Below are 25,201 nucleotides of genomic sequence, written 5' to 3'. Positions count from 1 at the left end.
CTCGTAGGGCTTAGGCTGGTCAGCTACCTAAAGTCAGGGGCTAGAAGCCCCGTCTCTTTAGAGCGGGGTGCTGACTAATGACGAACATCTAGGGTCATCTTACTTTGACAAGGGATGGTTGTTAAACGATCCAGTTTCTCGTAGAATCTTTTATTGTAATTTAAAATGGGTTAATTTGTAACGGTCTAATAAAATAAAGATATATCGCGGTTCTATTTTCCCATAAAACAGCCTTTTGTTAAAGAGTTTTATTTCCCAGTGGCTTATTCTGCGCTGCATGCAACGCTCAAATTGCCAGGGGGGAGGGAGGCACCGACGGGGGCTATTTTTCATGCCTACTTTTGGCTGTGGGATTGGGAGGGTGGTTGCGGGGGGCGTGACGATGGCGCGCGGGGTACCCGCAATCTGGCCAATGCCTGGGTTGCCCTCTGGAGATAACCGATGGCGGGGTCAGGGAAGCGCTCCGATCGCCGCGATTGGGTGGGAATCCGCCTGTAAACGTTTCGTCGAGGAGGCTGCACTTTCCCGCCCGTCTCTGTGGGGTGCGCGAATTGCAACACCAACCTGGGAGGTTGTGCAGTTTAGGGCCGAATTTTACTGGCATTTAACCGCCGCCCGCTTCAGGGGTTAGCCATTAAATTGGGTAACTGTAGGGAGCGAGACGTCAGGGAAGTTCTTCGCGCGGACGATCGCCCTTCCCGAGGGTTGGCGGCCCTTTGCGGGGTCTCCGGGCATGACAAGGCGCTTCGCCAACGCGCTTCCCCCTCCCCGGCACGCCGTTGCCCTTCGGGGGTCTAGGGGCAACGGCGTGCCGAAAACTTGAGGCACGGCGATCGCAACTGGGTTTGAGGTTGTGTCCGCTTTGGAAATGCAGATCGGCTTAACTGTTAATTCTTAATTTGTCCAATGCGGCGATCGCTTCGGTGAATTTGCGATCGAGTCGCGCGATCTGAGACTGTTGCCTTTCTTGGAGTTGCTGAATCTGCAACAGGTCCGGAGGGCGATCGACATTTTGACCCAACCGGGTCAGTTCTTTGGTAATGGTAGCAATTTCGTCATAAAGGGCGGCGATCGCTTCCGTGTGTTGGATTTGGTTGACGCTATCGGTCAATCGCCCTACATTTCGGCTTAATTTAGAAATTTGCGCCACTTCCGGTCGCGCGGCAAATTTTTGTTGCAGCGCATCCACTTTCTTGGCTAGTTGAAAATCCTGGTGTTGCAAGTGTTTAGTTTCTTGGTTTAAGCGTTCTAAACTCTCCACCACCACTTTTTGATGATTAATTTCTAGTTGCCCCAATCGGCGCGCGAGTTTCTCGTGTTCTTGCGGGTCTATCAAGGGTCGCTGGGCTAAAAATTGCACCGCCACATTTAACGAGGCGATTCTGGCTTCAACTCGCGTCAGGTCTAACGGTTCGGAAATCCGCTCTACTTGTTCGCGCAAACGGTCCACTTGTACCGACAACTGGTCGTACACTTTCGCCGCCATAAATGAAGCTTTCCCCTCGATCATGGTTAAAGATTTATTGACCGAAGCCAATTCATCGTAGACCTCGCTCAAGTTAATCCGATCGGGTTGCGGAAGGTGTTGTAATTGCTCTTCGAGTTGGGATAAACGCCACTCGAGTTCGGCAATGGTTAAGGGAATGTCTTGGGAGGGCGGTTCGGTGTGGCGTTGGCGATGGAGAAAGTTTAAAAACAGCGCCAGGGTCAAGGGTGCGGCTGCATAAGCTGCCTGTTGCAATACCGCCGCCGCGAGCGTACCGACAGCCGAAGCCGCGATCGCAGCTAGTTCTGCCCAGTCGCTCGATCGGTACTGCTTGCGATTTTCCCGCGACAATTGTTGTAAATGCTCCCAGATCCGCATGGAGTTAATATACCAAAATTTTGGAATGTTAGCCTGGGTGCGAGGGCTTTTGTGGTGCGATCGCATCGGATTCAATCCAGATGCATGGTCAGCACTTCGGGGTTTACGGGCGGCTTTACGCTCAAACCCGCCCACAGTAAGCAACAATTCCCTCGATCCCCCCTGAGTTCGAGGAACTCGCCCCAACTGCGGAATTATCCGGTGGGCATCCAATTCGAGATTCACCACAGGCGCGATCGCGCCGGGTTGGGATTTGATAGTAGGCACCATTCGGACGGATAGGTGGCCGAAATCGCTCCACTATGATTAAACTTTCGTACTCAAACTCGGGGGTTGACTCGCGATCGGGTCAGAAATTCCCAGTGCGAGTTTTGCTCAAACTTAAACGTAGCTGGAGTCTCTGGTGTGTTTGCCGAAGGGGGATAAAGGGTTTGACCCCTCACTTATCCGGTTCGGTTAACGCCGTCGATCGGGATAACGGAACCGCTTACACTCAATGGTAAACCTCGCACCGCTGATGATTTCACCCTCCACACCCACAGCGCGATCGCTGTTTTATTGAAACTCTACGCAGGCCACCTCCTTTCACGGTTCAGTTGGTCTGAGATGATTTTAGCTAAAATATGGGCAATACTCCATCTATTTTTCCCCGGCGGATGGTTACCGGGCGATCGGTTACGGTTCGCAATGCCAGTCTTGCACTGTTGCTTCGGGGAGAAAGGGGAAGGAGTGACGCAATTCATTCTTGCGCTTTCACCCTTTCGGTGAGCGAACCGATGGGTGAAATGCAACAAACAACAATCCCAACTTTTAAGAGGTTTCTAATGACACAAGATCGTCAACCCCAAGAACCCGTTACTTCCGTTGAAACCGAAGTTCAAGCCGAACCTAACGTGCGGGTCGAAGAGTTCAAACTCAACGGCGAGGACTTGGTAAAAAAAGTGAAAGAATTAATCCAAGAAGGAAACACTCGTCGCCTAATTCTCAAAAACGAAGAAGGTCACGTGCTGATTGAAATTCCCCTCACCGTGGGAGTCGTCGGCGGGGTCCTCGGTACCGCTGTGTTTCCCGTGTTTGCTGCGGTGGGTGCCATTGGCGCGATGGTGGCTCGCTTGACTTTGGTGGTCGAGAAAAAAGAATAGTTCGCGCGCGCTTCGAGTTGTCTACCGATCGCGATCGCGGTTTTCATATAAAGTGCTAACTGCCTCTGTCCTCGACCCTTGGCTCACATTCCCCTAGTAGCCGCGATCGCGCCCTCACCCTTGCTCTGCCCCATTTTACCCCCTTGCCTGGAACGCGCTCTCAACAACAACTGTGGGCATGCCAGCGCCCCAGTTGTTGCTAACCGTTATTCGGCCAGTTCGTAAAGCACAACACTGTGCGGGGTGAGGGTCAAGGTTGCACCGGGTGCGAGAGACTCGGGTAAACTCGAACCGCTTCCCATCCATTTTTCCGCCGCCGAATCCAGTCGCTTTTGCCAATGACCCTCCAGCATATTCGCCGGATAAACCACTGTTTTTTCGTTAAAATTCATTAACAGAAAAATTCGACTCTCTCCATCCCATCGCTGAATTACAATCCAGCGCTCTTTTTCATCCCAATCCACCATTTGACGATTTTTATCGAGCTTTTTTAATGCCGGTATGCTGCGCCTTAGCTGAATCAAATGCTGATAAAATTTCCACAGGTGTTGATGGGATTCTTCTTGACGCAAATTCCAGTTTAGCTTGCAATTGTAGAAGGTTTTCAACCCTGCCGGGTCGGGAAATTCTCCCGGAGAGCCAGCGGCTTTAAATTCGGCTTCTTTTTCCTGGCGAATGGCTTGAATTAATGGCGGTTCGGAGTGACTGATAAAATAGCAAAACGGTGCGCGATCGCCGTATTCTTCTCCCATAAACAGTAAGGGAATAAATGGAGAAAGCAATACCGCGCCCGCCGCTAATTTTAACGCTTCAAAAGAGACGAGGGTGGATAAGCGATCGCCCATGATGCGATAGCCCACTTGGTCGTGATTCTGGGCAAACACGATAAAGCGATCTGCAGGTTCGTCTTCGGAAGAAGCGCCAAATCGCCGCTTTCTAAAAGCAGAATATTCCCCGGTATAAGCAAATCCTTCGCGATAGGATTTTGCCAGATGTTCGCATTTGCCATAATCTTGATAGTAGGCTTGGCTTTCTCCGGTGAGCAACACGTGCAACCCATGATGAAAATCGTCGCACCACTGGGCATTTATCCCATACCCGCCTAACGGTTTCGGACGCAACACGCGCGGGTCGTTTAAATCGCTTTCTGCAGTTAAATAAAATTGACGTCCTTGCTGCTGGGAAAATTCCTCTACGCGGTCGGCGAGTTCTTGCAATAAGGGGCGCGCGCCTACTTCAAAAATAGCCTGAATCGCATCTAAGCGCAAAGCGTCGATATGATAGGTTTCTAACCAATAGAGCGCATTACTCAAAAAAAACTCGCGCACCCCATCGCTATATTCGTCGTCGTAGTTGATAGCATCTCCCCAAATTGGCCGATATTTGGCGGTAAAATACGGACCAAAATCGCGCATGTAATTGCCTTCGGGTCCGAGGTGATTGTACACTACATCGAGAATCACGGCGATGCCGAGTTGATGACAGCTATTCACCAATTGTTTGAGTTGGTCTGGGGTACCGTAGGAGTTTTGTACGGCATAGGGATAGACGCCATCATATCCCCAGTTGCGATCGCCGGGAAATTGGGCGATCGGCATCAGTTCGATGGCGTTGATTCCCAAGTCTTTTAAAATCCCGAGTCGTGGAATTATCGCGCTAAAGGTTCCTTCTGGGGTGAAGGTTCCTACATGCAGTTCGTAGATTACCATGTGCTCTAAAGGAATCCCGGACCAACTGCGATCGGTCCAGGAAAATGTGCCGCGATCGACTACTTGCGAGGCGGAATGTACGCCATCGGGTTGAAAATGGGAGGCGGGATCCGGTCGTTTGAGGGAATTTTCTATCTGATAAAAATAGCGGGTTCCGGGTGCGATTCCGTCGGCGGTGACGTTCCAGTACCCTCGGTTTACTGGTTGCATCGGAATCAAGCGTTCTTCTGCTTGGGAAACCACGAGGACTGAGAGTTCTTGCAGGGTAGGTGCCCAGACGGTAAACTCACACCGATCGCTACCGAGATAATTCGAACCAAATTTAACAGTCATTAGCAGGTCAGGGGATGGGTTAACAGCTTTTTCAGGCGCGGGCAGGGTTGCAGTCTGGGGGTGGTTTGGGGGTATTATCGGCGATCGCGTCTCCCTTGGCATCTTTCTTTAGGTAGAGGTCTCAGGTGTGGTTGGTTCGTCGCCAAACCCCCACCCCGTTTTGTCTGGTGCATTTTACCCAGGAGAGGGTTCGGTGTCAAGTTTTTCTCACTTTTGGCGGGGATGGGGTTGAATTCTCTGGCGAAATGGAGTAGAATACTGTAATCTGGGGCGCAAGCCTGCGGCGGGCTGCAATGTATATATTGCGCCGATAGGTTTTGCGAGTTTAGTGCGATAAATAGGAGCAAAGCGAATGGTATTTATACCCGAGGCAACCATCGACCAGTTGATTCAAGATGACGTTCCTTATTTCGATTTAACGACTCAAGGGCTGGGGATCGGCGATCGCCCCGGCAGAATTTCCTTTCAGTCGCGCGATCGCCTGGTGCTTTCCGGTACGCAAACCGGGGCGCGAATGTTGCAACGGGCAGGGGCGACGGTGACGGAAATGTTCCCTAACGCCAAAGAGGTGGAATCGGGGGTGACATTTCTGGCGGCGGAGGGTAAGGCGGCAACCCTGCACCTTGCCTGGAAAGCAGTGCAAAATGTGCTAGAATATGCCTGTGGTGTGGCGACGAAAACGGCTCAGTTAGTGCGATTGGCGCGGGAAACCAATCCTCAGGCGATGCTATACACCACCCGCAAGCACATTCCGGGCACGAAACCGCTGGCGGTGCAAGCGATTTTGGCGGGGGGTGCCTATCCTCACCGCTTGGGGTTATCGGAAACCATCCTGGTTTTCGAGCAACATCTGAATTTTCTCGGCGGAATCGAGGGGTTGATTTCTCAGTTACCGCAGTTGCAACGTCAGGTGAAAGAAAAGAAAATTATTGTGGAGGTGAAGGAAATTTCCGCTGCATTGGAACTGGCAACCGCCGGGGTGGATGGCATTCAATTTGATAAAGTGCCGGCTCAGACTTTAGCAGAAGCGATCGCGACTTTGAAATCCATTAATCCAAATTTGGTGACATTAGCCGCCGGGGGAATTCATGCCGACAATATTCAAGCGTATGCCGCGATCGCCCTGGATGGGTTGGTGTTAACCGCCCCTTATTTTGCCCCCCCGGCAGATATTAAAGTCCAAATCGAACCCATTGTGCCCCTTCCATCCAATAATCCCGATGTAAAATTTGCATAATGCGTTCCCTATAGTCTGTTTGAATCATTGGGTTAGGAAAAATTGATGCTTAACTCCTTCCCAGGCTAGCCCTGGGAATGTTATTCTGAAATACTCCTCTCAATACTACAGCCGTTTATCCATTTTTCGGTTATTCATTTGCCCCTTGAGTTTGTAAGGTGGGCAGTTCCTTGAATGAGTGGCGAGGGACACCGGAGAAACTGTGGAACTGCCCACCCTACCCGTTGCAATTATTTTTGCACAAGTACATAAAAAAAAGTTGAATTAAAAAAAGTTGAATTAATCTCGTCGGAATGCAGCCGTCACGTCACCCGCAACGGCATAAATTCCCGGGTTGTAGAGCGCAAAACGTTTGGGTCTCTACAACTCGGGTGCTGGGAAAAGCCCTGTTCTTGGCGACGATGGGAGGGAAATTATTCCACGGCAAACATGACGTCGCTGGATTTAATTATCGCATGGGCTTCTTTGCCTTCGGAAAGCCCTAACCTCTCGGCGGAAGCTTTCGAGATGACTCCCGTCATCTGGATGCCCGGAGAGACTTCCAGGGTGATTTCGGCAGTCACCATTCCCATAACCACTTTTTTAACCGTGCCTTTGATAACATTGCGGGCGCTAATTTCCATCCCCTGACTCCTCACAGAAATTACATGGTTTTTCTAAGGGTAGCGGCTTTATTATAGCAACGTTTTTGCATTGATAAGGGGGGATTCGCTTTATTTTTCATTCACCTTTTTAGTGCGAAAAAAATCGAGCGGTTTTCGAGACAGGAAAGGCTGAAATTCCCCGAAAATATTAGAAATATGCCGTTACTGCTTGCAGAAATCATCCCACGATAGGGAGCAATTATTCCGCACAGTCAAAGCGGTAGACCCATAGCCTCGCGCGCGGGGCGATCGCGTGAATTGTTTTCTCCAGGGGCGTTGAGGGGCTGTCACCGAAGGAATTTGCGGGGGAGTGAGTCGTTACTCCTGCAAATACAAACATTGGTTAAACTGCTCACCACGAACAAAATTTTTTCACAAGAGCGGCCATAATAAAAAGAAGCGTTCACCCAGCGAGGAGAAAACGGGGTTAGCGCAAGACTCAACCATTGCCGGGTTCGGATAAGACCGACAGGGGTGCGGTTGTGAATTGTGCGCTAGCTCTGCGAAGCAGAAGCGAAGAGCGAGAGGAAGGAAAGGAAAGCGATCGCGCAATTAGGAGTAAAGAGAAACACAGACAAAAACCGAAAAAGTCATCGCGGGTGACGGTGGAAGGTGAAAAGGTTTCATCTTTAATGGTGGAGTTTCATATTCTACCCAATCAGAAAAAAGCGATCGCGGCGAACAAATTCAAGGGGATTGCAACTGACCTCTAGGGGTCAGGATAAAACTATGCCTTATACCATTGAAAGCGATTGTATTGCCTGCGACTGGTGTCGCCCCCGGTGTCCTACGAAGGCTATTGGCAACAGGAAAAAACGATATTGCATTCATGCTGACCTTTGCAATAACTGCATTGGGTACTATAGCAAACCCATGTGCGTTATCGTCTGTCCGACGCTACATCCGGTACCACTGGTGAGGGAGAAACGGAGAAAAATGGTAAGTCTTTCTAAGCGATCGCGCGATCGCATCCCAAGCAGTGGGGATTTATTTCCCGATGGCAAAACCAGTTCCTTTGCCTCATCCATTGTCATCTGGGAAGCGTGCAATATTTTAGCGCAAAGAGATGCTTTACCTTGGGAAACTGATGCGGAGGGAAAACTCTGTTACGAACGCATTGTCCAAAAAGGCAATGGAAGGATTGCCTTTCGGGTGAGTGAATATCTACAGCACGAGTCTCCCCCGATCGCCCTGGAGAGGGAAGCCGCATTAAAGGCACTCGAAGACATCGATATCCGTTCCGCTTGTCTGCATTTAATTTATGCTGCTCATGCCACGAATTTAGACCGTCCTTGGGTCGAAGAATTTACCATCACCGACGAACAAATTGCCCGCTACTTAGGGTTAGATCGCCGCAAAGACCTAGACCATCATGCCAAGCTTTCTTTAATTAAATATCTGGCGCAACAACCCTGCCAAATCACCCACGAAATCAATTGGGCTAAACGGGGAAGATTTCCCGCTTTCGCCGTAGAAGAAAGCCGCATCTGGCATCTGAAAGATATCGAACACCACTTTGTGGAAGATGACTTGAAACAAAAACATCTCGTCGGACTGACCTTTACAATTCAAGCAGGCCCTTGGGCGCAATACTTCCTCAACCCGGAAGGCTATAAAGAAAAAACCGCATTTTATCAATACGGCATTTTGCCTGAATTTGTCTTAAAAGCGGTGATGAGCATTTGGCAGCATCGAGAAGGAGCGGCGCGAATGCTGCTGTGGCTGTTATTTAAAAGCCGATTGGGCAAAAATCAAGCGATCGCCGTTCCTACCTTAATGCGGATTGCCTACGGCGAGGATAAACTCAACTTCGCGGACTTCAATCGCAAGGAACGAAAAAAGCGAATCCGCGCCTTTGAAAATGACCTAGAAGTGTTATATAACTATGGATGCAAACCTCTATTCGATCCGGGAACCTATCCGCTACCGATTCAGCCTTTGTGGGCAAAATTGCTCGACATTCCAGAAGATAGCGATGCGGCGCTGCAATTTTGGATAGACGATGCGGGGAAAGAAACGCGGATTACCGACCCCGCCCCGCGCGGAAAATGGCAAATGTTGATGAACGCGAAATTACTGGGCTTTGAATTTCCCCGAGAATGGGACCTGCGACTGGCAGAATTCGAGCGCCAAAAGCAGCGCCGAAGTCAAAGAAAATTGAAAAGTAAGCAAGAGCCTCAACTGAGTGGCGATCGCGTGAAAGCGGCGAGACGCAAGAAAGGATTGAGTCAAAGACAGTTGGCGCACATGCTGGAAAAAAGCCAAAGTTGGGTCAGAGATATTGAGAAAGGTCGCTTTGAAATTCAGCAACAAGATGTGGAACCCTTGCGAGATATTCTCGATTTAGAAGAGTGATAAAACCATTGCCGATCGCCAAATTTCCGTCTTGTGGAGGCGAGTTGCGAATTGCACCTCAATCTGCAAGCAATACCCCTCATTTTGGGGGAGATAAATTATTCATTAATGCAAGCGGAACTGCGGCGATCGCCAATAGTTTCCCGAGGTGCTTTGTGGCGATTAAAAAGAATCAATGCCTCAGCCACATCCCTATCGACTGGGGGAGAAAAATAATATCCCTGAGCCGATTGGCATTGTAGTCCGCGCAGTTGGGTGAGTTGTTCCCTGTTTTCCACCCCTTCCGCGATCGCATCCATTCCCAAATTGCGGGCTAAGGTGACGATTGTTTTGACAATTTCGCCATTCTCTGCCGCCCCCATTTGACTGACAAAAGAGCGGTCGATTTTTAACGTATCGATAGAAAATTGGTGCAGGTAGCTCAAAGAAGAATATCCGGTACCAAAGTCATCGATGCATAACTGAATCCCTAAGTTTCTCAGTTGCGAGATGGTTGCCGTCACCGAGGCGGCATTTTCCATCAGCAATGTCTCGGTTATTTCTAATTTTAAGCTTTCTCCCGATAAGCCAGTTTGGTCTAAAATGCGAGCGATCGTGTCGGATAAATTGGGTTGGGAAAATTGTTTGCCAGAAAGATTGATGCTCATGGAAAGCGGAGGTTGAGTGGGGGAAATCCGCCGATCGCGCCCGGATTTGAGGGCGCGATCGACAGCATTTAACCCGAACAATTCCTGCCATTGTTTGAGCTGGCAACAGGCTTCGCGCAATACCCAATCCCCCATCGGAACTATCAATCCCATTTCTTCCGCTAAGGGAATAAACTCCTCGGGAGACACCAATCCGCGTTGGGGATGATGCCAGCGAATCAGAGCTTCAAATCCAGAAATTCTCCCCATTGACAAATCGACAATGGGCTGATAAAATAAACAAAATTCCTGCCGTTCCATCGCCCGTCGCAAGTCGTTTTCTAACTGCAAGCGAGCCACGGCACAGGCGTACATAGTGCCATCGAAGATGGCATAGCGCGCTTTTCCGGTGGCTTTGGCGCGATACATGGCGGTATCGGCATCGCGCAGCAAATCTTCCGGGCGATCGCAATCGGCATGACCGAGGACGATTCCAATGCTGGCGGTGGTGAAAACTTCGTGATTCTCCAAGCAAACGGGAAGGGCCAGTTCGGTTAAAATGCGATCGGCAATCTTCGCCGCATCGTCGGGATCGAGGAGATCTTCAAGCAAAATGGTAAACTCATCGCCGCCAAGACGCGCCACGGTATCGGTATATCGCACGCAGGTTTCCAGCTTGCGCGCGATCGCCACCAGCAAGCGATCGCCTACGCGATGTCCCAAGCTGTCGTTAATCACTTTAAAGCGATCGAGATCCAGAAACAATACCGCACATAAATACTCCGGCGACTGTTTCATCCGTCGCGTCGCTTGTGTGAGGCGATCCATAAATAACGCCCGGTTAGGCAACCCGGTGAGAGCATCGTAAAATGCATTGTGCCGCAACTGCTCCTCGGTGCGCTTGCGTTCGGTAATATCTTCCACCGTGCCTTCATAATAAAGCAATTTGCCCTGAGAATCTCGCACCGCCCAGGCATTTTCCGAAATCCAAATTCGGCGGCGATCGCAACGATAAACCTGGGATTCAAAATTTAACACCGCACCCTGTTTTTGCAACAACTCCATGAACTCCCGGCGTCGGTTTCTATCCAGGTAATTTTCCCCGTCGAGTTGGGTTAAATCCACAATCAGTTCCGCCGGCGATTCATACCCATAAATGCGAGCCAGTGCCGGATTCGCATTGATGTAGCCCCCGTCGGGCGTGGTTTGAAAAATCCCTTCGATCGCGTTTTCAAAAATGCTGCGATATTTTGCTTCCGCCTGACGCAATACTTCCTCTCCTCGCTTGCGTTCCGTGATGTCAAATCGAATCGCTAAATACTGATAGGGAATCCCTGACTCGTTTAAAAACGGCACGATGGTGGCATCCACCCAGACTTCCGTGCCATCTTTCGCTTTTTCTTTTACTTCTCCTTTCCAGGTTTTCCCGGCTGTTAACGTCTCCCACAACTGCCGAGAAAATTCCGGGGTGTGATTGCTGGAATTGATGATGCAGTCGGTTTTGCCAATTAGCTCATTTCGCTGATATTTGTAAGTTTGACAAAAGTTATCGTTGACGTACCGGATGATTCCTTTTTCGTCGGCAATTTCTACAATCGCCGCCCGATCTAATCCCAGCTTGATGTCTGATAATTCCTTGAGGGAGTGTTTCAGTCGTTCCTCGATCGCTTCGCACTGGGTCAATTCGCATTGGGCTAGCTCGTTCAACTTCCTCGGCGCTCGAGTGACGCTCATCCACACCTTTTTGGAATGGTTTGACATGGCAGGATATTGCCGATTCTTTCTCTTCTGCCTCATTTCTTTTTCCTCTCAAAAATTCTTTCGTGTTTCTCTTGTTTTCCGCCACCCTCTCGGTTTGCTTTGGGATTGATGCCCCTGGTTTAGCTGTGCTTTCATCTGCTTGTTTCTACAAGAGTTCAAGCGGTCCGGGATTGCGGTTATTCTTGCTACCAAATTGTTCGATTCTTCTCCAGCTTTAGATGTTTTTACGTCTTTTTATAATTGGTTTTAGCAGTTTATCGACGCTCCAGGCAATTTACCTCAATCGGCGAATAATTGAACCAGGGGTCAAATCAATCGGTATCGAGGCAGAGCCTCTCAGAAAGGGTTCCTCCGTGGGGGGGGAACGAGTTAAAAAATCTGGCGCGATCGCGGTGCAAAAAATGTCTGTTTTTGCCATTACACCCACGTGCGATGGGAAACGTTGGGGAAAACTAATCGGCGCAATTCTTCCTCGGTTAAATTGCGCTTGAGCTGTACGGATAAAGCGCGCACCGCATCCAGGAGCGATCGCGTTTCTTCATTTTCGATGGCAATCCCGTAGCGTTCCAGGCGATCGCACAAGCCGTGACGCCCGGAATGTTTGCCCACCACTAACTGGCGCGTTGCCCCCACGGTTTCCGGGGCAAAGGGTTCGTAGCTGTGGGGATTTTTCAGCACGCCGTGGGTGTGGATGCCCGCTTCGTGAGCGAAGGCATTCTCACCTACAATTGCCTTCCAGGGGGGTAACTTCGCGCCGGATGCCTGCTGCACCAGTTGCGAGAGTTCGAACAAGCCCGGGGTTTCGATGCCTAACTTCAAACCGTATATCTGCTGCAGGGCCATCACTACTTCTTCCAGTGCCGCATTGCCGGCTCGTTCTCCCAAGCCGTTGACGGTGGTATTCACGGAGAATGCCCCCGCTTTCACTCCGGCGATCGCGTTAGCAGTTGCCATGCCGAAATCGTTGTGAGTGTGCATCTCTACCGGAATTGATAGTGCCGCTACCAGCTTGGCGACTTTCTCGTAGGTGGTAAACGGATCTAAAATTCCCACGGTATCGCAGAAGCGAAACCGGGATGCGCCCCACTCTTGCGCCTGTTGTGCCACTTGGATTAAAAAATCTTCTGGCGCGCGGGAACTATCCTCACCGCCGACGGAAACGAACAAGCCGCGATCGCGGGCGAAGGCGATACTCTGGCGCAAGCGGTTTAATGCGGCGGCGCGATCGCCTTGGAACTTAATCTCGATTTGGATATCGGATACCGGAATCGACAGATGCACCCGCTGCAACCCACAGGCGAGGGATGCTTCGATATCCGAGGGGACACAGCGATTCCACCCCAGTAAGTGCGATTTCAGTCCCAATGCCGACATTGCCGAGATCGCCAGGGCTTCTGCGCCCCCCATTGCGGGGATTCCCACTTCGATTTCCGGAACGCCCATGCGATCGAGCCGAGTCGCGATCGCCACTTTTTCCTCTACACTAAATGCTACCCCTGCTGCTTGTTCGCCATCGCGCAGGGTCGTATCGTTTATCCAAATTCCGTTCATTTTTCTTTTCCTATTCTTCCCTCTGCCAATGCAGAGTGCTCCATTTAATTTTAGCTTAGCTCGACTCCGAAGCTGTCTTGATTTTTTGTTAAAAAACAATACATTTCCTTTCGCCTTTTTTTCCTTGACCGATACGCCCATTAACCCCCCTATCTCCCGGTAGGCGTAAAACTTCATCAAGTCTAAAAAATTGCGGTTTGCATTAACACTTGAGTATTTTTACCTCGGTTTTCTGCCAGGACTGAGGATTGTTTCTTAACATTTATTTCACATTTATGCGCCCAATAATTTTGCCTTATGAAAAGTCCGGGCGAGCCAATTGAATCGGCAATGTTGGCTGGGAGATAAGCGCACCGATGCCAATTTTCCAGAAAGCAACTCGCCCCGATCGCTCGCGAGGAGGGAAAGGAGCGAGACGGGAAAAGTCATGGGAGATGTTACGCGGATTGTAATTCCTCATCGAGCCATTGCAGAATTTGGACTTGTTGGAATGTCACTTCTCGAATCACATCCCGGAGTTGGAGGGCTTGGGAGAAAGTGAGCAAATGAACCCATAACAATCCGTTGCGGGTAAACCAACAAGGGATAAACCGGGCTTCAAGTTGTTCGTAAACTCTCCAGCGATCGCCCGGAGCAATATTCAACAACTCGATAACCGAGTCGTTTAGGGCCGAATCGATAACCATTATCATGCTCCCGGAGACCGTAAGGTTTGCAGTTGTTGTTCCAGGGCTTCGATGCGAGTGACTAACGACCGAATCACCTGAGCTTCCGCATCCGGGAGGCGTCCGTGTTCTAGGGGATCGACCCGCACCCCGGCGCGATAGACAATGCGCCCGGGAACCCCGACCACGGTGCAATCCGAGGGGACATTTCGCACCACCACGGATCCGGCTCCAATGCGGACGCGATCGCCAATCTGGATATTCCCCAGAACTTTCGCTCCCGCACCCACCACCACATTTGCACCGAGGGTGGGATGTCGCTTGCCGGTTTCTTTCCCGGTTCCGCCGAGGGTGACGCCTTGATAAATTAAGGCAAAATCGCCCACAATTGCCGTTTCTCCAATCACGACGCCCATCCCGTGGTCGATACAGACGCCGATTCCGATCTGTGCCCCCGGATGGATTTCGATGCCGGTGAAAAACCGCGCCAAGTGAGACATCAACCGGGGGATCAGCGGAATTTTCCACCCCTGTAGCCAATGGGCGATTCGGTAAAATACTAATGCCTGCAATCCCGGATAGCAAAGCAAGACTTCCAGCCAATTGCGCGCCGCCGGATCCCGGTGGAATATCATCTGGAAGTCGGCGAGAATCCCCGGGGCGATTTTCCGTCCCGGGGTGGAGGGATGCCTTGCGTCGGGAGGATCCGCAGACCGATGCTGGAATATCGGTCTGCTCGTACCGCTTTTTTCTTCAATGGATAAATAAGGTGTCATAGAAGTGAAGGGGGTGATGTGGATCGGTTCGTCAAATTCTGTTCGCTTCAAGCGTTTGCCACTCTCGAGGGGCTGTTTGACAGAGGCGATCGCCGTTTACACTCCTTATTGTCTGGTCAAATATCGCGCTTCGCCAACCTCGAACGCCACAGAAGTGGCAGCGATCGCCATCGCGGGCGATCGGCTCTCGGCTATATTTCTTGCTTATATCAGATCCGACGGTACAGTGTTTGTAATCCTCTATACCTCCGCGAGGTTGCTTATTAGTCTTGCACTCAGTGCCATTTTCCTCAGTAATTCCACTGTTTCCCGGTTTCCAAAAATTTAGGGTCGGCTTTTTGGGGCACTGGGTGCGGCAGCTTTTGTACTCAATTTGAGCCGATTTGTATCATATTCGCTACCATTTTCTCTCAAGGAGAATTGAGGATTAAAAAAAAGCCTGGTTGGTGGGCAACACCCCCCACCCACCCCAGCTTCACCTGGAAAGGCAAAAGCCGTCAGTGGTCTTTAGACCACTTCAGCTAGACGAGGCGGGGACTTTTAGTCGCCGTCTATCTGCTGCCCTGGCGATAAATGTCAAGAGTTCTGGATTTTGGGTTTCCCGGTTTCCGTTCAGGCTGAGCCAAAATCGAAAAAATAGAGTATAATCAGTTACAGAGTTCTCCGGCATCCACTGCAGGGCGATATTTTTTTTGGAAAAAATCGTTAAACTAGCACGAAAATTTTGAAAATAATGCTATATTGGATACAGAATTGAATTCTGTGGATGTATGGAATCTGGAGTTGTTAAAAAAAGTTAAACTTCTCCAGATCCTTTTTATAAAAATTTAATTTTTAGTTTATAATTATTTTATAATTGTTACAATGTTAAGGCGAGTCCCGAGAGCGAGGGGGAATCAAGCCACCTCGGAAACGCCATTCCCCCACCTCAACGCTGAAAACCGCTCGCTGAGGGGGAAGGCCGGAAGTTAGAAAAGAGCCGCCCGGGCGCTACTTCCGGGAAAAAACAGAAGCAAGCGAGTACCGAAGTGTACTCAAACATAGCGCATCTTAAACAGGGGTTAAACTCTTGTTGTGTAACCGTTAAAGGGCGAGTACAAAAAAGCCCGACCCCACCTCCGCAAATACCCGTACCTCCCCGGAGAAACGCCCGACCCCCGAGGCTGAAAAAAAATAAATATTTCTTGTATCCCCCATCGCATCGGGGGATGAGAAATTTGAGTACACCCTAATAATACTAATTAAATAATCGAGATAGCGTCCGTGAGGGGGAGAGGACGGGATTGATATAAAACTTGCCAAGGGAAAAAGCGAGGCGATCGCGGCATCCACTGCGACGCTCCTGTGTCACCCTTGCCATATCAGGCTGAGTCAAGAACCCGGACTAAAGCGCTCGTCGCGAAAACCAGAAACATTCGACCGCGATTAAAAGAAAAGTAGGCTCGACCCACAGGAAGAGAAACAGAATTTCAGCGCGTTAAACTGGACATCACAGACGAGTAGAGTTTCGACTCTTGGGTTCTTCAACTCGATTTCATCCACAGCAATTCAATTCACCCAACTTAGTTATGAGTTCATCCACCGAAAAACGCCCCTTCGCCACTGCGAGTGGGGGCACGACCACAGTTATTCCGCAGTGCGAGTCCGGCGATCGCGCCACAGAAACCAGCCATTCAAAAATCAGAATCGCTGTTGCCACAAAAGGCTACGGACTCATCAACCAGCACTTCGGACATGCTAAAGAATTCCTTATCTACGAAGTAGACGGAAATGCGGCTCAACTTATCGCCCAGCGCCCGGTGAGCCAATATTGCCACGGGAAAGACAACGGGCCGGGAGACTTAAGTGAAATTACCCAGATACTCGGCGACTGCGAAGCGGTGTTAGTGGCGAAAATTGGAGCCGTGCCCGCCGATCGCCTGCGCGAAGCGGGCATCGAAGCAGTGGAAGTGTACGACACCATCGAAACCGCCCTTTGGAACTATTACGAGGAGTGGTGTAGCACCCCCTCCGACGACGATCGCACCCCCACGTCATAGGAGGAAACCCATGCACTCAACCAACCCATCTCCGATTTATCTGGACAACAACGCCACCACCCAGGTTGCTGAAGAAGTCCTCGAAGCCATGCTGCCCTATCTGACCCAGTATTATGGGAATCCATCCAGCATGCATACCTTCGGCGGACAACTGGCGCGAAGTATCAAACAATCCCGGGAAAGCGTCGCCGCCTTACTCGGTGCCGAACCCAGCGAAATCCTGTTTACCAGTTGCGGCACCGAAGGCGACAACGCTGCCATCCGCGCCGCCTTACAGGCAAAGCCCAACAAACGGCACATCGTCACCACCCAAGTGGAACATCCCGCCGTGCTGAGTACCTGCAAAACCCTAGAAAAGCAGGGATATCGCGTCACCTACCTCCCCGTGAACGGGAAAGGGTTGCTCGACTTACACCAACTAAAAGAGGCTCTCACCGACGACACCGCCTTGGTGTCGGTGATGTGCGCCAACAACGAAATCGGCACGGTTTTCCCGATCGAACGCATTGGGCATATTGTCAAACAGCGGGATATCCTGTTCCACGTGGATGCAGTGCAAGCGGTGGGCAAACTGCCGTTAAACATGAAAGATAGTACCATAGACTTTTTGGTGCTGTCGGGACACAAGCTGCACGCCCCGAAAGGGATTGGCGCGCTCTATATCCGCAAAGGCGTGCGATTCCGGCCCTTACTGATCGGCGGACATCAGGAAAAAGGCCGGCGCGGCGGTACGGAAAACGTACCGGGCATCGTGGGATTGGGCAAAGCGGCGGAATTGGCAATGGAGTATTTTGAAGAAGAAGTGACCCGGGTGAAATCCCTGCGCGATCGCCTGGAAACCGGCTTGCTCTCGACCATTCCGGATTCCCAGCTCAACGGACATCAAAGTTTGCGGTTGCCGAACACCACGAACATCGGGTTTAAATATATCGAAGGGGAAGCCATTCTGCTCTCCCTCGATCGCGAAGGGATTTGTGCCTCCTCCGGTTCCGCCTGCACCTCCGGGTCCTTGGAACCCTCCCACGTGTTGCGGGCGATGGGACTGCCTTACACCTTGTTGCATGGCTCGATTCGCTTTAGCCTCTCGCGCTATACCACTGCCGGTGAAATCGATCGCGTATTGCAGGTGATGCCGCAGATCGTGACGCGACTGCGCGCTATGTCGCCGTTTAACAGCGACACCGACGAACAACAAGGCTGGTTGCAGGAAAAACAACAAGATTTAGAGAATGTGGCGGTGCGATAGGGTGCTAGCTCCAGCGGGGACCCCTGATGGGTGTTGCCCCTGCACCCCTGACACCGCCTGCGCCACAGAGTAGAAATATAGGAGAATTAAAGATGTGGGATTATAGCAATCAAGTGATGGATTTATTTCACAATCCCCACAACATGGGCGCGATCGCCACGGAAGAGTGTGGAGAAGACGAAGCGATCGCCGTGGGTGAGATTGGTAGCATTGTGTGTGGCGACGCCCTGCGCCTGCACCTGCGAATCGAGAAAACCAGCGAGACGATTCGGGATGCGCGATTTCAGACCTTTGGATGTGCCAGCGCGATCGCCTCCTCCTCTGCATTGACCGATTTGCTCCTCGGGATGACTCTCGACCAAGCGCTGCAAATCACCAACCGCGAAATCGCCGACTATCTCGGCGGGTTGCCCGAAGAAAAAATGCACTGTTCCGTGATGGGACAAGAAGCCCTAGAAGCGGCAATTTCCAACTATAGAGGGGTTCCGATTAGACCTCACGAAGACGATGATGGGCCTTTGGTCTGCACCTGTTTTGGGGTCAGCGCTGCCAAGATTCGCCGACTGATCCGGGCGAATAATTTGGCAACCACGGACCAAGTGACGAATTATATTAAAGCCGGCGGCGGTTGCGGGTCTTGTTTGCCGCTGATTGACGATTTGGTGGCCGAATATGCGGAAGTGGATCGTCCCGACTTGCCTGAGGTGGAAATTCCGCCAATTCCAGACCCGGTGGCGGTTTCAGCACCAGAACCTCCGAGGACAACTGTCACCCAAACTAGTCTGACGAATTTACAAAAAATTTCTCAGATTCAAAAGGTGCTTGAAGAAGAAGTGCGACCGATTTTAGCCCTCGATGGCGGCGATGTGGAATTGTATGACGTGGAGGGAGACCGAGTGAAGGTGCTGCTCAAGGGCGCTTGTGATAGTTGCCCCAGCGTCACGATTACCCTGAAAATGGCGATAGAACAACGGTTGCGAGAGCGGGTTATTTCTTCTCTGGTTGTCGAACCGGTGTCTTAGTCGAGAAAGTTTCCCTCGGGAGAAGGGTTTAAGATGAAAAGTAACAAAAATTACACTGCCGATTCTGTGACTGAGTTGCCCGAGATGTCCCCGGGGAATATATGGGCGATATTGGTTCAGCTTCAGGAATTCTGGCACCAGGCATCGAACGATTTTGGCCTGAAGCTGCGATCGCCGGAAAATGGAAAGGTTGGCGATCGTCTAGAGTTTGCCAATCCCAAGGAGGTTACGCCCGATCCGCGCATTTATGATTTTCCGGATTTGGTTTTGAAACCGTTGCAAGTGCTGCGGTCAAAATAAGCTTCTTGTGAAAAGAAGATACTCTCAACCTGCTATCTTTACCCTAATTGCCCCTTGCGGTTTGGCAGGGGCTTTTTTTTTGCGGCAATATCGCATATTCAACAACCGTTTAAGGGTTTTTATCCTTGAAAATTCCTGGACTTTTAGACCTTATAACAACTACAAGATTGTTTATTAAGAAAATATAAAAAGCGTAAACCGAGCTTTATATTTTTATTATATTGTTACAAAAATCGGAAAAGGTTCTGCCAAGTTTAATGACAGGTTTGGATGAAAAGAGCTAGAATGCTTTCAGGGCATAAGGTTGCAGAAATAAGCGCGGGGAAAATCGAGGCGATCGACCACCGTAGATCCACGAGTCTGACAAAAAAAAATCAAAAAAACCGAGATTTTACTGAAAAAACCTTATATTTTGTAGCAAAGCATACAACAACAAAAAAAATCTTTGCCTATGATTAAATTGGAACGAAAGGAAGAAACCATTTCGATTCCCAAAGCAAAGAGTTTTGTACGTGAAGGCAATCGGTCAATCGATAAAGACGAGAGTCTAAACTAAACGAAACCGAGACCCAAGAAAATTCTTGCCCCACCTCTGGGTTTAGAGGAATTTACAGATTTCACTGAACTGAAAAATTAAGACCGAAAATTAGGAGGTCAACATCATGCGGAAGATTGCTGTTTACGGAAAAGGCGGAATTGGTAAATCCACAACCACCCAAAACACCGTTGCTGGATTAGTCGAACTCGGTCGAAAAGTGATGGTGGTAGGTTGCGACCCCAAAGCTGACTCCACCCGCTTGCTGCTCGGAGGACTGCACCAAAAAAGCGTGTTAGACACCCTGCGCGAAGAAGGTGAAGACGTAGAACTCGATGAAGTTCGCAAACCTGGATACGGGAACACGTTATGCGTGGAATCTGGCGGTCCGGAACCCGGTGTGGGTTGTGCGGGACGAGGGATTATCACCTCGATTTCGTTGCTCGAACAACTCGGCGCGTATGAAGAAAGCGAACAACTCGACTACGCTTTTTACGATGTACTGGGGGACGTGGTTTGTGGTGGATTTGCCATGCCGATTCGCGAAGGTAAAGCGAAAGAAATTTATATCGTTACCTCCGGCGAAATGATGGCAATGTATGCCGCGAATAACATTTGCCGAGGCATTCAGAAGTATGCCGAATCTGGCGGGGTTCGCTTAGGCGGTTTAATTTGCAACAGCCGTAAAGTGGATCGCGAAGCCGACATGATTCAAGCGTTAGCGGAAAAACTCGGCACCCAGATGATTTACTTCTTGCCTCGCGACAATATGGTTCAACGGGCAGAACTGAACCGCAAGACGGTGATCGAATACGATCCTACTTGCGAACAAGCCGATCACTATCGGAATTTGGCCAATGCGATCGACGCCAACAGCAATGTGGTGGTTCCCACGCCGATGAAGAACGACGATTTAGAACACTTGCTCGTCAAATTCGGTTTGTATGAATAAAGAGAGCGGGCGTTGGGGTAGTGAGGAAGCGTCAAGTGCGCCAAGGCATTGCCCCGAAGCCAAGCCAAGTTCTGGATAGATTTCCAATTCAAATTTTTGGAGGTTTACTACCATGACCGTCATGGTAAGAGCAATTATCAGACCCGAAAAGAGTGCCGAAGTGATGAAAGCGCTCTTAGATGCAGGATATCCCGCCGTCACCAAAATCGAAGTATTTGGTCGAGGCAAACAACAAGGCTTAAAAGTCGGGAACGTGGTTTACGACGAGTTACACAAAGACTGCTTGCTCATCGTGGTTCCCGAAGCGGAAAAAATGCTAGTCATTCGCACGATTTTAAACACGGCCCGCACCGGCACGGAAGGGCAACATGGAGACGGCAAGATTTTTGTCAGCCCCGTGGAAGATGTTTACACCATCAGCACAGGTGCTAAAGAAAGTGCGGAGAAACCGAATTTAGTGACCGCCTAGGGCGTCACTCCTTTGTCCTCGGACATTGGCATGGAAAAGAAGGCTGGGGACAAAGGATAGCATTCGGATCGAATCCGACAGAGCGAAGATACGTTGTTTCCATACGATCGCCTAATATCGTTCCCGTCGGCGCGGGAGTGCTTTTCCCAAAGTGCGACATTAGGACTCTCGGTCAATCGTCGGATGAGATATTACACCTGGAGGGCATGGGTTGAAAACCCCGTGTTGAATGACAAATGAAAGAAGTAATGGCCGTTATCCGGCTCAACAGAATCAACGACACCAAACAAGCATTAGCGAAAGCAGGATTTCCTTCATTAACGGCACTCAAAGCCGTGGGACGAGGAAAAGAAGCCGTAGAGTTTGAAATCGTTCAAGCCCTAAACGAACATCCAAGTGAGACCAGCGAAGTGTTGCCCTTACTGGCAACTGGGTCTCGTCTGCTGCCCAAACGCTTACTCAGTGTCGTGGTGCCCGATGATAAAGTCGATCGCGTGGTTAGCACATTGATCGAAACCAATCAAACCGGCACCCCTGGAGATGGAAAAATCTTCGTCTTGCCCGTAGAAGACAGCGTGCGGGTGAGTACCGGAGAAACTGCAGAGTTAGCCATCAACGAAATGAAGGGCTAACATCCCAATCCCGCGATCGCCGAGTTCGGGCAACGCACAAATCAAGTCGGTAGAGTTCGGCGATCGCCTTACTAACCCCTGAAGTAATAGAGAGAAAGATAATGAGCGAGCATGATTCTGACGCCTTAAAATTGGAAAAGGCAAACTACGAAGTAGACCCCAAGGAAGTCACCGAAGAGATGGTGAGTCCCTATCCCGCCAAAGTCGTGAAAAAGCGAGCCAAGCACATTGTGATGCGCGATTCCTCCATCGAAGGACAGCAGATCGCCGCCAACGTGCGAACCGTTCCCGGGATTCTCAACACCAGACACTGCGCGTTTGCCGGATGTAAAGGGGTGGTGGTCGGCCCGTTCGGCGACACCCTACATATCGTTCACGGGCCGGTGGGATGTTCTTACTATACCTGGATGACCCGGCGCAACCAATATCGCACTCGCGAAGATGGCAAGAACTACATGAGCTATTGCGTCACCACCGACATACAGGACTCGGACATTGTATTCGGTGGCGTGAAAAAACTCCGCAAAGCGATCGAAGAAGGCTACGAAATCTTCAAACCCAATGCCATCACCGTTACCGCCACCTGTCCCGTGGGTCTGATCGGAGACGACATCCAAGCAGTGGCCAAAGAAATGACCAAGAAACTGGGAATTTCAGTCGTTGCCTTTAACTGCGAAGGATACAAAGGCGTTTCCCAATCCGCCGGACACCACATTGCCAACAATGGATTTTTCAAACATTGGATCGGCGAAGGCGAACCAGAGAGCGACGAAGAAATCGAAGGATTTACCGTCAACCTGCTCGGGGAATATAACATCGGCGGCGATGCGTGGGAAATCGAGCGCGTGTTCGACAAGTGCGGCATTAAAGTCATCAGCAAGTTCAGTGGTGACGGCAACTATGATGAAGCCAGCAAGGCACACTTTGCCAAATTAAACCTGGTCATGTGTCATCGGTCGATCAACTACATGGCGACCATGATGGAAACCAAATTTGGCATTCCCTGGACGAAAGTGAACTTTATCGGCGTCCAAGCCTTTGCCAAGTCCTTGCGGAAAATTGCCAGATTCTTCAATGACGAGGCTCTCACCCAACGGGTCGAGGAAGTTATCGCCGAAGAACTCGCCGAAACCGACGCGCAACTCGCCCCCTATCGCGAGCGTTTAACCGGCAAAACTGCGATTCTGTTTGTGGGAGGTTCCCGCGCTCACCACTACCAAGATTTGCTAGCCGATCTCGGCATCAAGACGATCGCCGCCGGCTACGAATTCGCACACCGGGATGACTACGAAGGTCGCGAGGTTCTGCCCACCATCAAGGTAGACGCTGACTCGCGCAACATTGAAGAAATCGAAGTAGAAGCCGACCCCGATCGCTACCGTCCCACCGCCGATCCGGAATGGATCGCACAACTAAAAGAAGAAGGTCTGCTAAGTCGGTACGAAGGCATGATCTCCGAAATGGGCGACGGTACCCTGATGATCGATGACATCTGTCATCACGAACTCGAAACCCTCATCAAGCGGTTCAAACCCGATTTAATCGGTTCGGGAATTAAAGATAAGTACGTCATCGAGAAATTCGGCGTGCCTTGCAAACAACTGCACAACTACGACTACGGCGGTCCGTTTGCCGGTTTCCGAGGTGCCGTAAACTTCGCCAAAGACATCGACATGCGGATCAACACCCCGGCATGGAAACTCGTCCAAGCCCCCTGGCAGAAGTAAGTGATGTAGCCGGGGAGACGGGAAGCGGGGGAAGCTTTCTCTCAATCGGTCAATCGGTTCCCCCCCGTTTCCTCTCCTCTCCGTCCTTAGCTCACCCAAACGCTTTGTTATTTCGCCCGCTTCAAATTTAAACGATCTCACCATTACGCAGGAGAAGTCAAATCATGTTAGAAGCAACCCCCAAGGAAATCGTCGAACGCTCAGCATTGCGGATTAACCCGGTAAAAACTTGTCAGCCGATTGGTGCAATGTATGCCGCTCTAGGCATTCACGGCTGCTTGCCCAACTCTCACGGTTCCCAAGGCTGCTGCTCTTTCCACAAGTCTCACCTCACGCGGCACTACAGAGAACCCATCATGGCCGCAACCAGCGCGTTTACCGAGGGTTCCTCCGTATTCGGCGGCGGTGCCAACCTGAAGCAAGCCCTCAACACGATTTTTTCCGTGTACGATCCGGAGATAGTTGCCGTCAGCACTACCTGTTTGTCCGAAACCATTGGGGATGATATCCCGACCTTCATTCGTCAAGCGCGCGAGTCGGGAGCGGTTCCGGAAGGAAAATATGTGATTCACGCCAATACTCCCAGTTATGTGGGGTCGCACATCACCGGCTGGTCGAATATGACCAAAGGGATGGTCACCTACTTATCCGCCAAAACCGAGACGCCGAATCAGAAAGTGAACGTGATTCCCGGTTATGTGGAACCCTCCGATACCCGCGCCGTGAAGCAGTTACTCGCACAACTAGAAATTCCGGCGATCGTGTTCCCGGATACCTCCGATGTGGTGGATACGCCGCAAACCTCTAACTTTAAGATGTACCCGAAAGGCGGCACTCCGATTCCCGATTTGATCGATACCGGCAACAGTAGCGCCACGATCGCCCTCGGCACCTTTACCTCCGAAGCCGCCGCCACCGCCCTGGAAAATAAATGCCAGGTTCCCGCTCGAGTGCTAGAACTGCCCATCGGCTTGCAAGCAACCGATCGCTTCGTGCAAACCCTGATCGAAGTCACCGGCGTCACCCCGCCCGAGAGCCTGAACGACGATCGCGGACGCCTGCTAGACGTGATGACCGACATGCAGCAGTACCTCTATCGCAAGCGCGTCGCAGTGTACGGCGATCCGGACCAGCTCATCCCCCTCACCGAGTTCCTGGTAGACTGCGGGATGCTCCCGGTATATGTCATCACTGGTAGTCCAGTGGGCAAGCGCTTCGAGAACCGCGTCAAAGAAATTCTCCAAGATAGCGTTCCCGATGCGATCGTCGCCGCCAATGCCGACCTCTTCTACCTGCACCAACTGATCAAAAACGAACCGGTAGACCTGCTGGTGGGTAACGAATACGGCAAGTATATCGCCCGGGATGAAGATATCCCGATTACCCGCTTCGGGTTCCCGATTCTCGATCGCGTGGGTCACAGCTACTTCCCCACCACCTGCTATTGGGGCGGCATCTATCTGCTCTCCAATATTTGCAACATCCTGCTCGAACGTCTCGATCGCGATGCACCGGACGAAACGTTTGAATTAGTTCGCTAACGTTGTTTTAGCCCGAAGAAGGATGAAATATCGCCCATTTCATCCTTCATTTCCTCCCATTTTTTCTTCATTTTT

22 protein-coding genes are annotated in these 25,201 nt (G+C 50.7%); 14 read left to right on the top strand and 8 right to left on the bottom strand.

Going from position 1 to position 25,201, the window contains the following annotated elements; translation table 11 throughout:
• Positions 1-880: 880 nt before the first annotated feature.
• Positions 881-2,134, bottom strand: coding sequence for a hypothetical protein (locus tag LKK83_RS06795; protein WP_324630227.1), 1,254 nt, complete (start codon positions 2,132-2,134; stop codon positions 881-883).
• A gap of 554 nt (positions 2,135-2,688) precedes the next feature.
• On the opposite strand from LKK83_RS06795, the gene LKK83_RS06790 reads away from it, so the two are divergent.
• Positions 2,689-3,006 (top strand): DUF4342 domain-containing protein, encoded by a 318-nt coding sequence (locus tag LKK83_RS06790; RefSeq protein ID WP_324630226.1) that lies wholly within the window; start codon positions 2,689-2,691, stop codon positions 3,004-3,006.
• 206 nt (positions 3,007-3,212) lie between these two features.
• Here LKK83_RS06790 and treZ read toward each other — a convergent pair whose 3' ends face one another.
• Positions 3,213-5,048, bottom strand: a complete 1,836-nt coding sequence (gene treZ / locus LKK83_RS06785; protein ID WP_324630225.1) for a malto-oligosyltrehalose trehalohydrolase — start codon at positions 5,046-5,048, stop codon at positions 3,213-3,215.
• 352 nt (positions 5,049-5,400) lie between these two features.
• Between treZ and modD the strand changes: the two genes are divergently transcribed.
• Positions 5,401-6,285 (top strand): ModD protein, encoded by an 885-nt coding sequence (gene modD, locus LKK83_RS06780; protein ID WP_324630223.1) that lies wholly within the window; start codon positions 5,401-5,403, stop codon positions 6,283-6,285.
• Positions 6,286-6,698: 413 nt separating this feature from the next.
• Here the strand turns inward: modD and LKK83_RS06775 are convergent, their stop codons facing one another.
• Positions 6,699-6,908: a TOBE domain-containing protein gene (locus LKK83_RS06775; protein ID WP_324630222.1), complete on the bottom strand. Its 210-nt coding sequence runs from the start codon at positions 6,906-6,908 to the stop codon at positions 6,699-6,701.
• Between the two features lie 220 nt (positions 6,909-7,128).
• Positions 7,129-7,269, bottom strand: a complete 141-nt coding sequence (locus tag LKK83_RS06770; protein ID WP_324630221.1) for a hypothetical protein — start codon at positions 7,267-7,269, stop codon at positions 7,129-7,131.
• A gap of 142 nt (positions 7,270-7,411) precedes the next feature.
• Here LKK83_RS06770 and LKK83_RS06765 point away from each other — a divergent pair, with 142 nt between their 5' ends.
• Both LKK83_RS06765 and LKK83_RS06760 read left to right on the top strand, forming a co-directional pair.
• The gene (locus LKK83_RS06765) at positions 7,412-7,642 is read left to right on the top strand and encodes a hypothetical protein (protein ID WP_324630220.1); all 231 of its coding nucleotides are present in this window, start codon (positions 7,412-7,414) and stop codon (positions 7,640-7,642) included.
• Between the two features lie 223 nt (positions 7,643-7,865).
• The gene (locus LKK83_RS06760) at positions 7,866-9,284 is read left to right on the top strand and encodes a helix-turn-helix domain-containing protein (RefSeq protein ID WP_324630218.1); all 1,419 of its coding nucleotides are present in this window, start codon (positions 7,866-7,868) and stop codon (positions 9,282-9,284) included.
• Between the two features lie 98 nt (positions 9,285-9,382).
• Here the strand turns inward: LKK83_RS06760 and LKK83_RS06755 are convergent, their stop codons facing one another.
• From LKK83_RS06755 to cysE, 4 genes are all read right to left on the bottom strand, one after another.
• Positions 9,383-11,671 carry an EAL domain-containing protein gene (locus LKK83_RS06755; RefSeq protein WP_324630216.1) on the bottom strand — a complete coding sequence of 763 codons (2,289 nt, stop codon included), beginning with the start codon at positions 11,669-11,671 and terminating at the stop codon, positions 9,383-9,385.
• A gap of 417 nt (positions 11,672-12,088) precedes the next feature.
• Complete coding sequence (gene nifV, locus LKK83_RS06750; protein ID WP_324630214.1) at positions 12,089-13,222, bottom strand: homocitrate synthase; 1,134 nt, start codon at positions 13,220-13,222, stop codon at positions 12,089-12,091.
• A gap of 437 nt (positions 13,223-13,659) precedes the next feature.
• Positions 13,660-13,908 (bottom strand): Asr1405/Asl0597 family protein, encoded by a 249-nt coding sequence (locus LKK83_RS06745; RefSeq protein ID WP_324630213.1) that lies wholly within the window; start codon positions 13,906-13,908, stop codon positions 13,660-13,662.
• Positions 13,909-13,910: 2 nt separating this feature from the next.
• Positions 13,911-14,552, bottom strand: coding sequence for a serine O-acetyltransferase (gene cysE, locus LKK83_RS06740; protein WP_442957290.1), 642 nt, complete (start codon positions 14,550-14,552; stop codon positions 13,911-13,913).
• Positions 14,553-14,718: 166 nt separating this feature from the next.
• Between cysE and LKK83_RS06735 the strand changes: the two genes are divergently transcribed.
• From LKK83_RS06735 to nifK, 10 genes are all read left to right on the top strand, one after another.
• Positions 14,719-14,991, top strand: a complete 273-nt coding sequence (locus tag LKK83_RS06735) for a hypothetical protein (protein ID WP_324630212.1) — start codon at positions 14,719-14,721, stop codon at positions 14,989-14,991.
• 1,240 nt (positions 14,992-16,231) lie between these two features.
• Complete coding sequence (locus LKK83_RS06730; RefSeq protein WP_324630210.1) at positions 16,232-16,702, top strand: NifB/NifX family molybdenum-iron cluster-binding protein; 471 nt, start codon at positions 16,232-16,234, stop codon at positions 16,700-16,702.
• A gap of 10 nt (positions 16,703-16,712) precedes the next feature.
• The gene (nifS, locus tag LKK83_RS06725) at positions 16,713-17,948 is read left to right on the top strand and encodes a cysteine desulfurase NifS (RefSeq protein ID WP_324630208.1); all 1,236 of its coding nucleotides are present in this window, start codon (positions 16,713-16,715) and stop codon (positions 17,946-17,948) included.
• A gap of 92 nt (positions 17,949-18,040) precedes the next feature.
• Complete coding sequence (gene nifU / locus LKK83_RS06720; protein ID WP_324630207.1) at positions 18,041-18,970, top strand: Fe-S cluster assembly protein NifU; 930 nt, start codon at positions 18,041-18,043, stop codon at positions 18,968-18,970.
• A 33-nt stretch (positions 18,971-19,003) separates the two neighbouring features.
• Positions 19,004-19,270, top strand: a complete 267-nt coding sequence (locus LKK83_RS06715; RefSeq protein ID WP_324630205.1) for a hypothetical protein — start codon at positions 19,004-19,006, stop codon at positions 19,268-19,270.
• Between the two features lie 662 nt (positions 19,271-19,932).
• Complete coding sequence (nifH, locus tag LKK83_RS06710) at positions 19,933-20,757, top strand: nitrogenase iron protein (RefSeq protein WP_324630203.1); 825 nt, start codon at positions 19,933-19,935, stop codon at positions 20,755-20,757.
• 112 nt (positions 20,758-20,869) lie between these two features.
• Entirely contained in the window at positions 20,870-21,226 is a 357-nt protein-coding gene (locus LKK83_RS06705) for a P-II family nitrogen regulator (RefSeq protein ID WP_324630202.1), read from the top strand.
• Between the two features lie 236 nt (positions 21,227-21,462).
• On the top strand, positions 21,463-21,858 hold the full coding sequence (locus LKK83_RS06700) for a P-II family nitrogen regulator (RefSeq protein WP_324630200.1): 396 nt from the start codon (positions 21,463-21,465) through the stop codon (positions 21,856-21,858).
• A gap of 101 nt (positions 21,859-21,959) precedes the next feature.
• Positions 21,960-23,585 (top strand): nitrogenase molybdenum-iron protein alpha chain, encoded by a 1,626-nt coding sequence (nifD, locus tag LKK83_RS06695; protein WP_324630198.1) that lies wholly within the window; start codon positions 21,960-21,962, stop codon positions 23,583-23,585.
• Positions 23,586-23,749: 164 nt separating this feature from the next.
• Positions 23,750-25,126 carry a nitrogenase molybdenum-iron protein subunit beta gene (gene nifK, locus LKK83_RS06690; protein WP_324630197.1) on the top strand — a complete coding sequence of 459 codons (1,377 nt, stop codon included), beginning with the start codon at positions 23,750-23,752 and terminating at the stop codon, positions 25,124-25,126.
• Positions 25,127-25,201 lie beyond the last annotated feature (75 nt).

Source organism: Phormidium sp. CCY1219, from assembly GCF_035615515.1.
Classification (GTDB): domain Bacteria; phylum Cyanobacteriota; class Cyanobacteriia; order Cyanobacteriales; family Laspinemataceae; genus CCY1219.
This window is presented reverse-complemented; position numbering and strand designations above follow the sequence as displayed.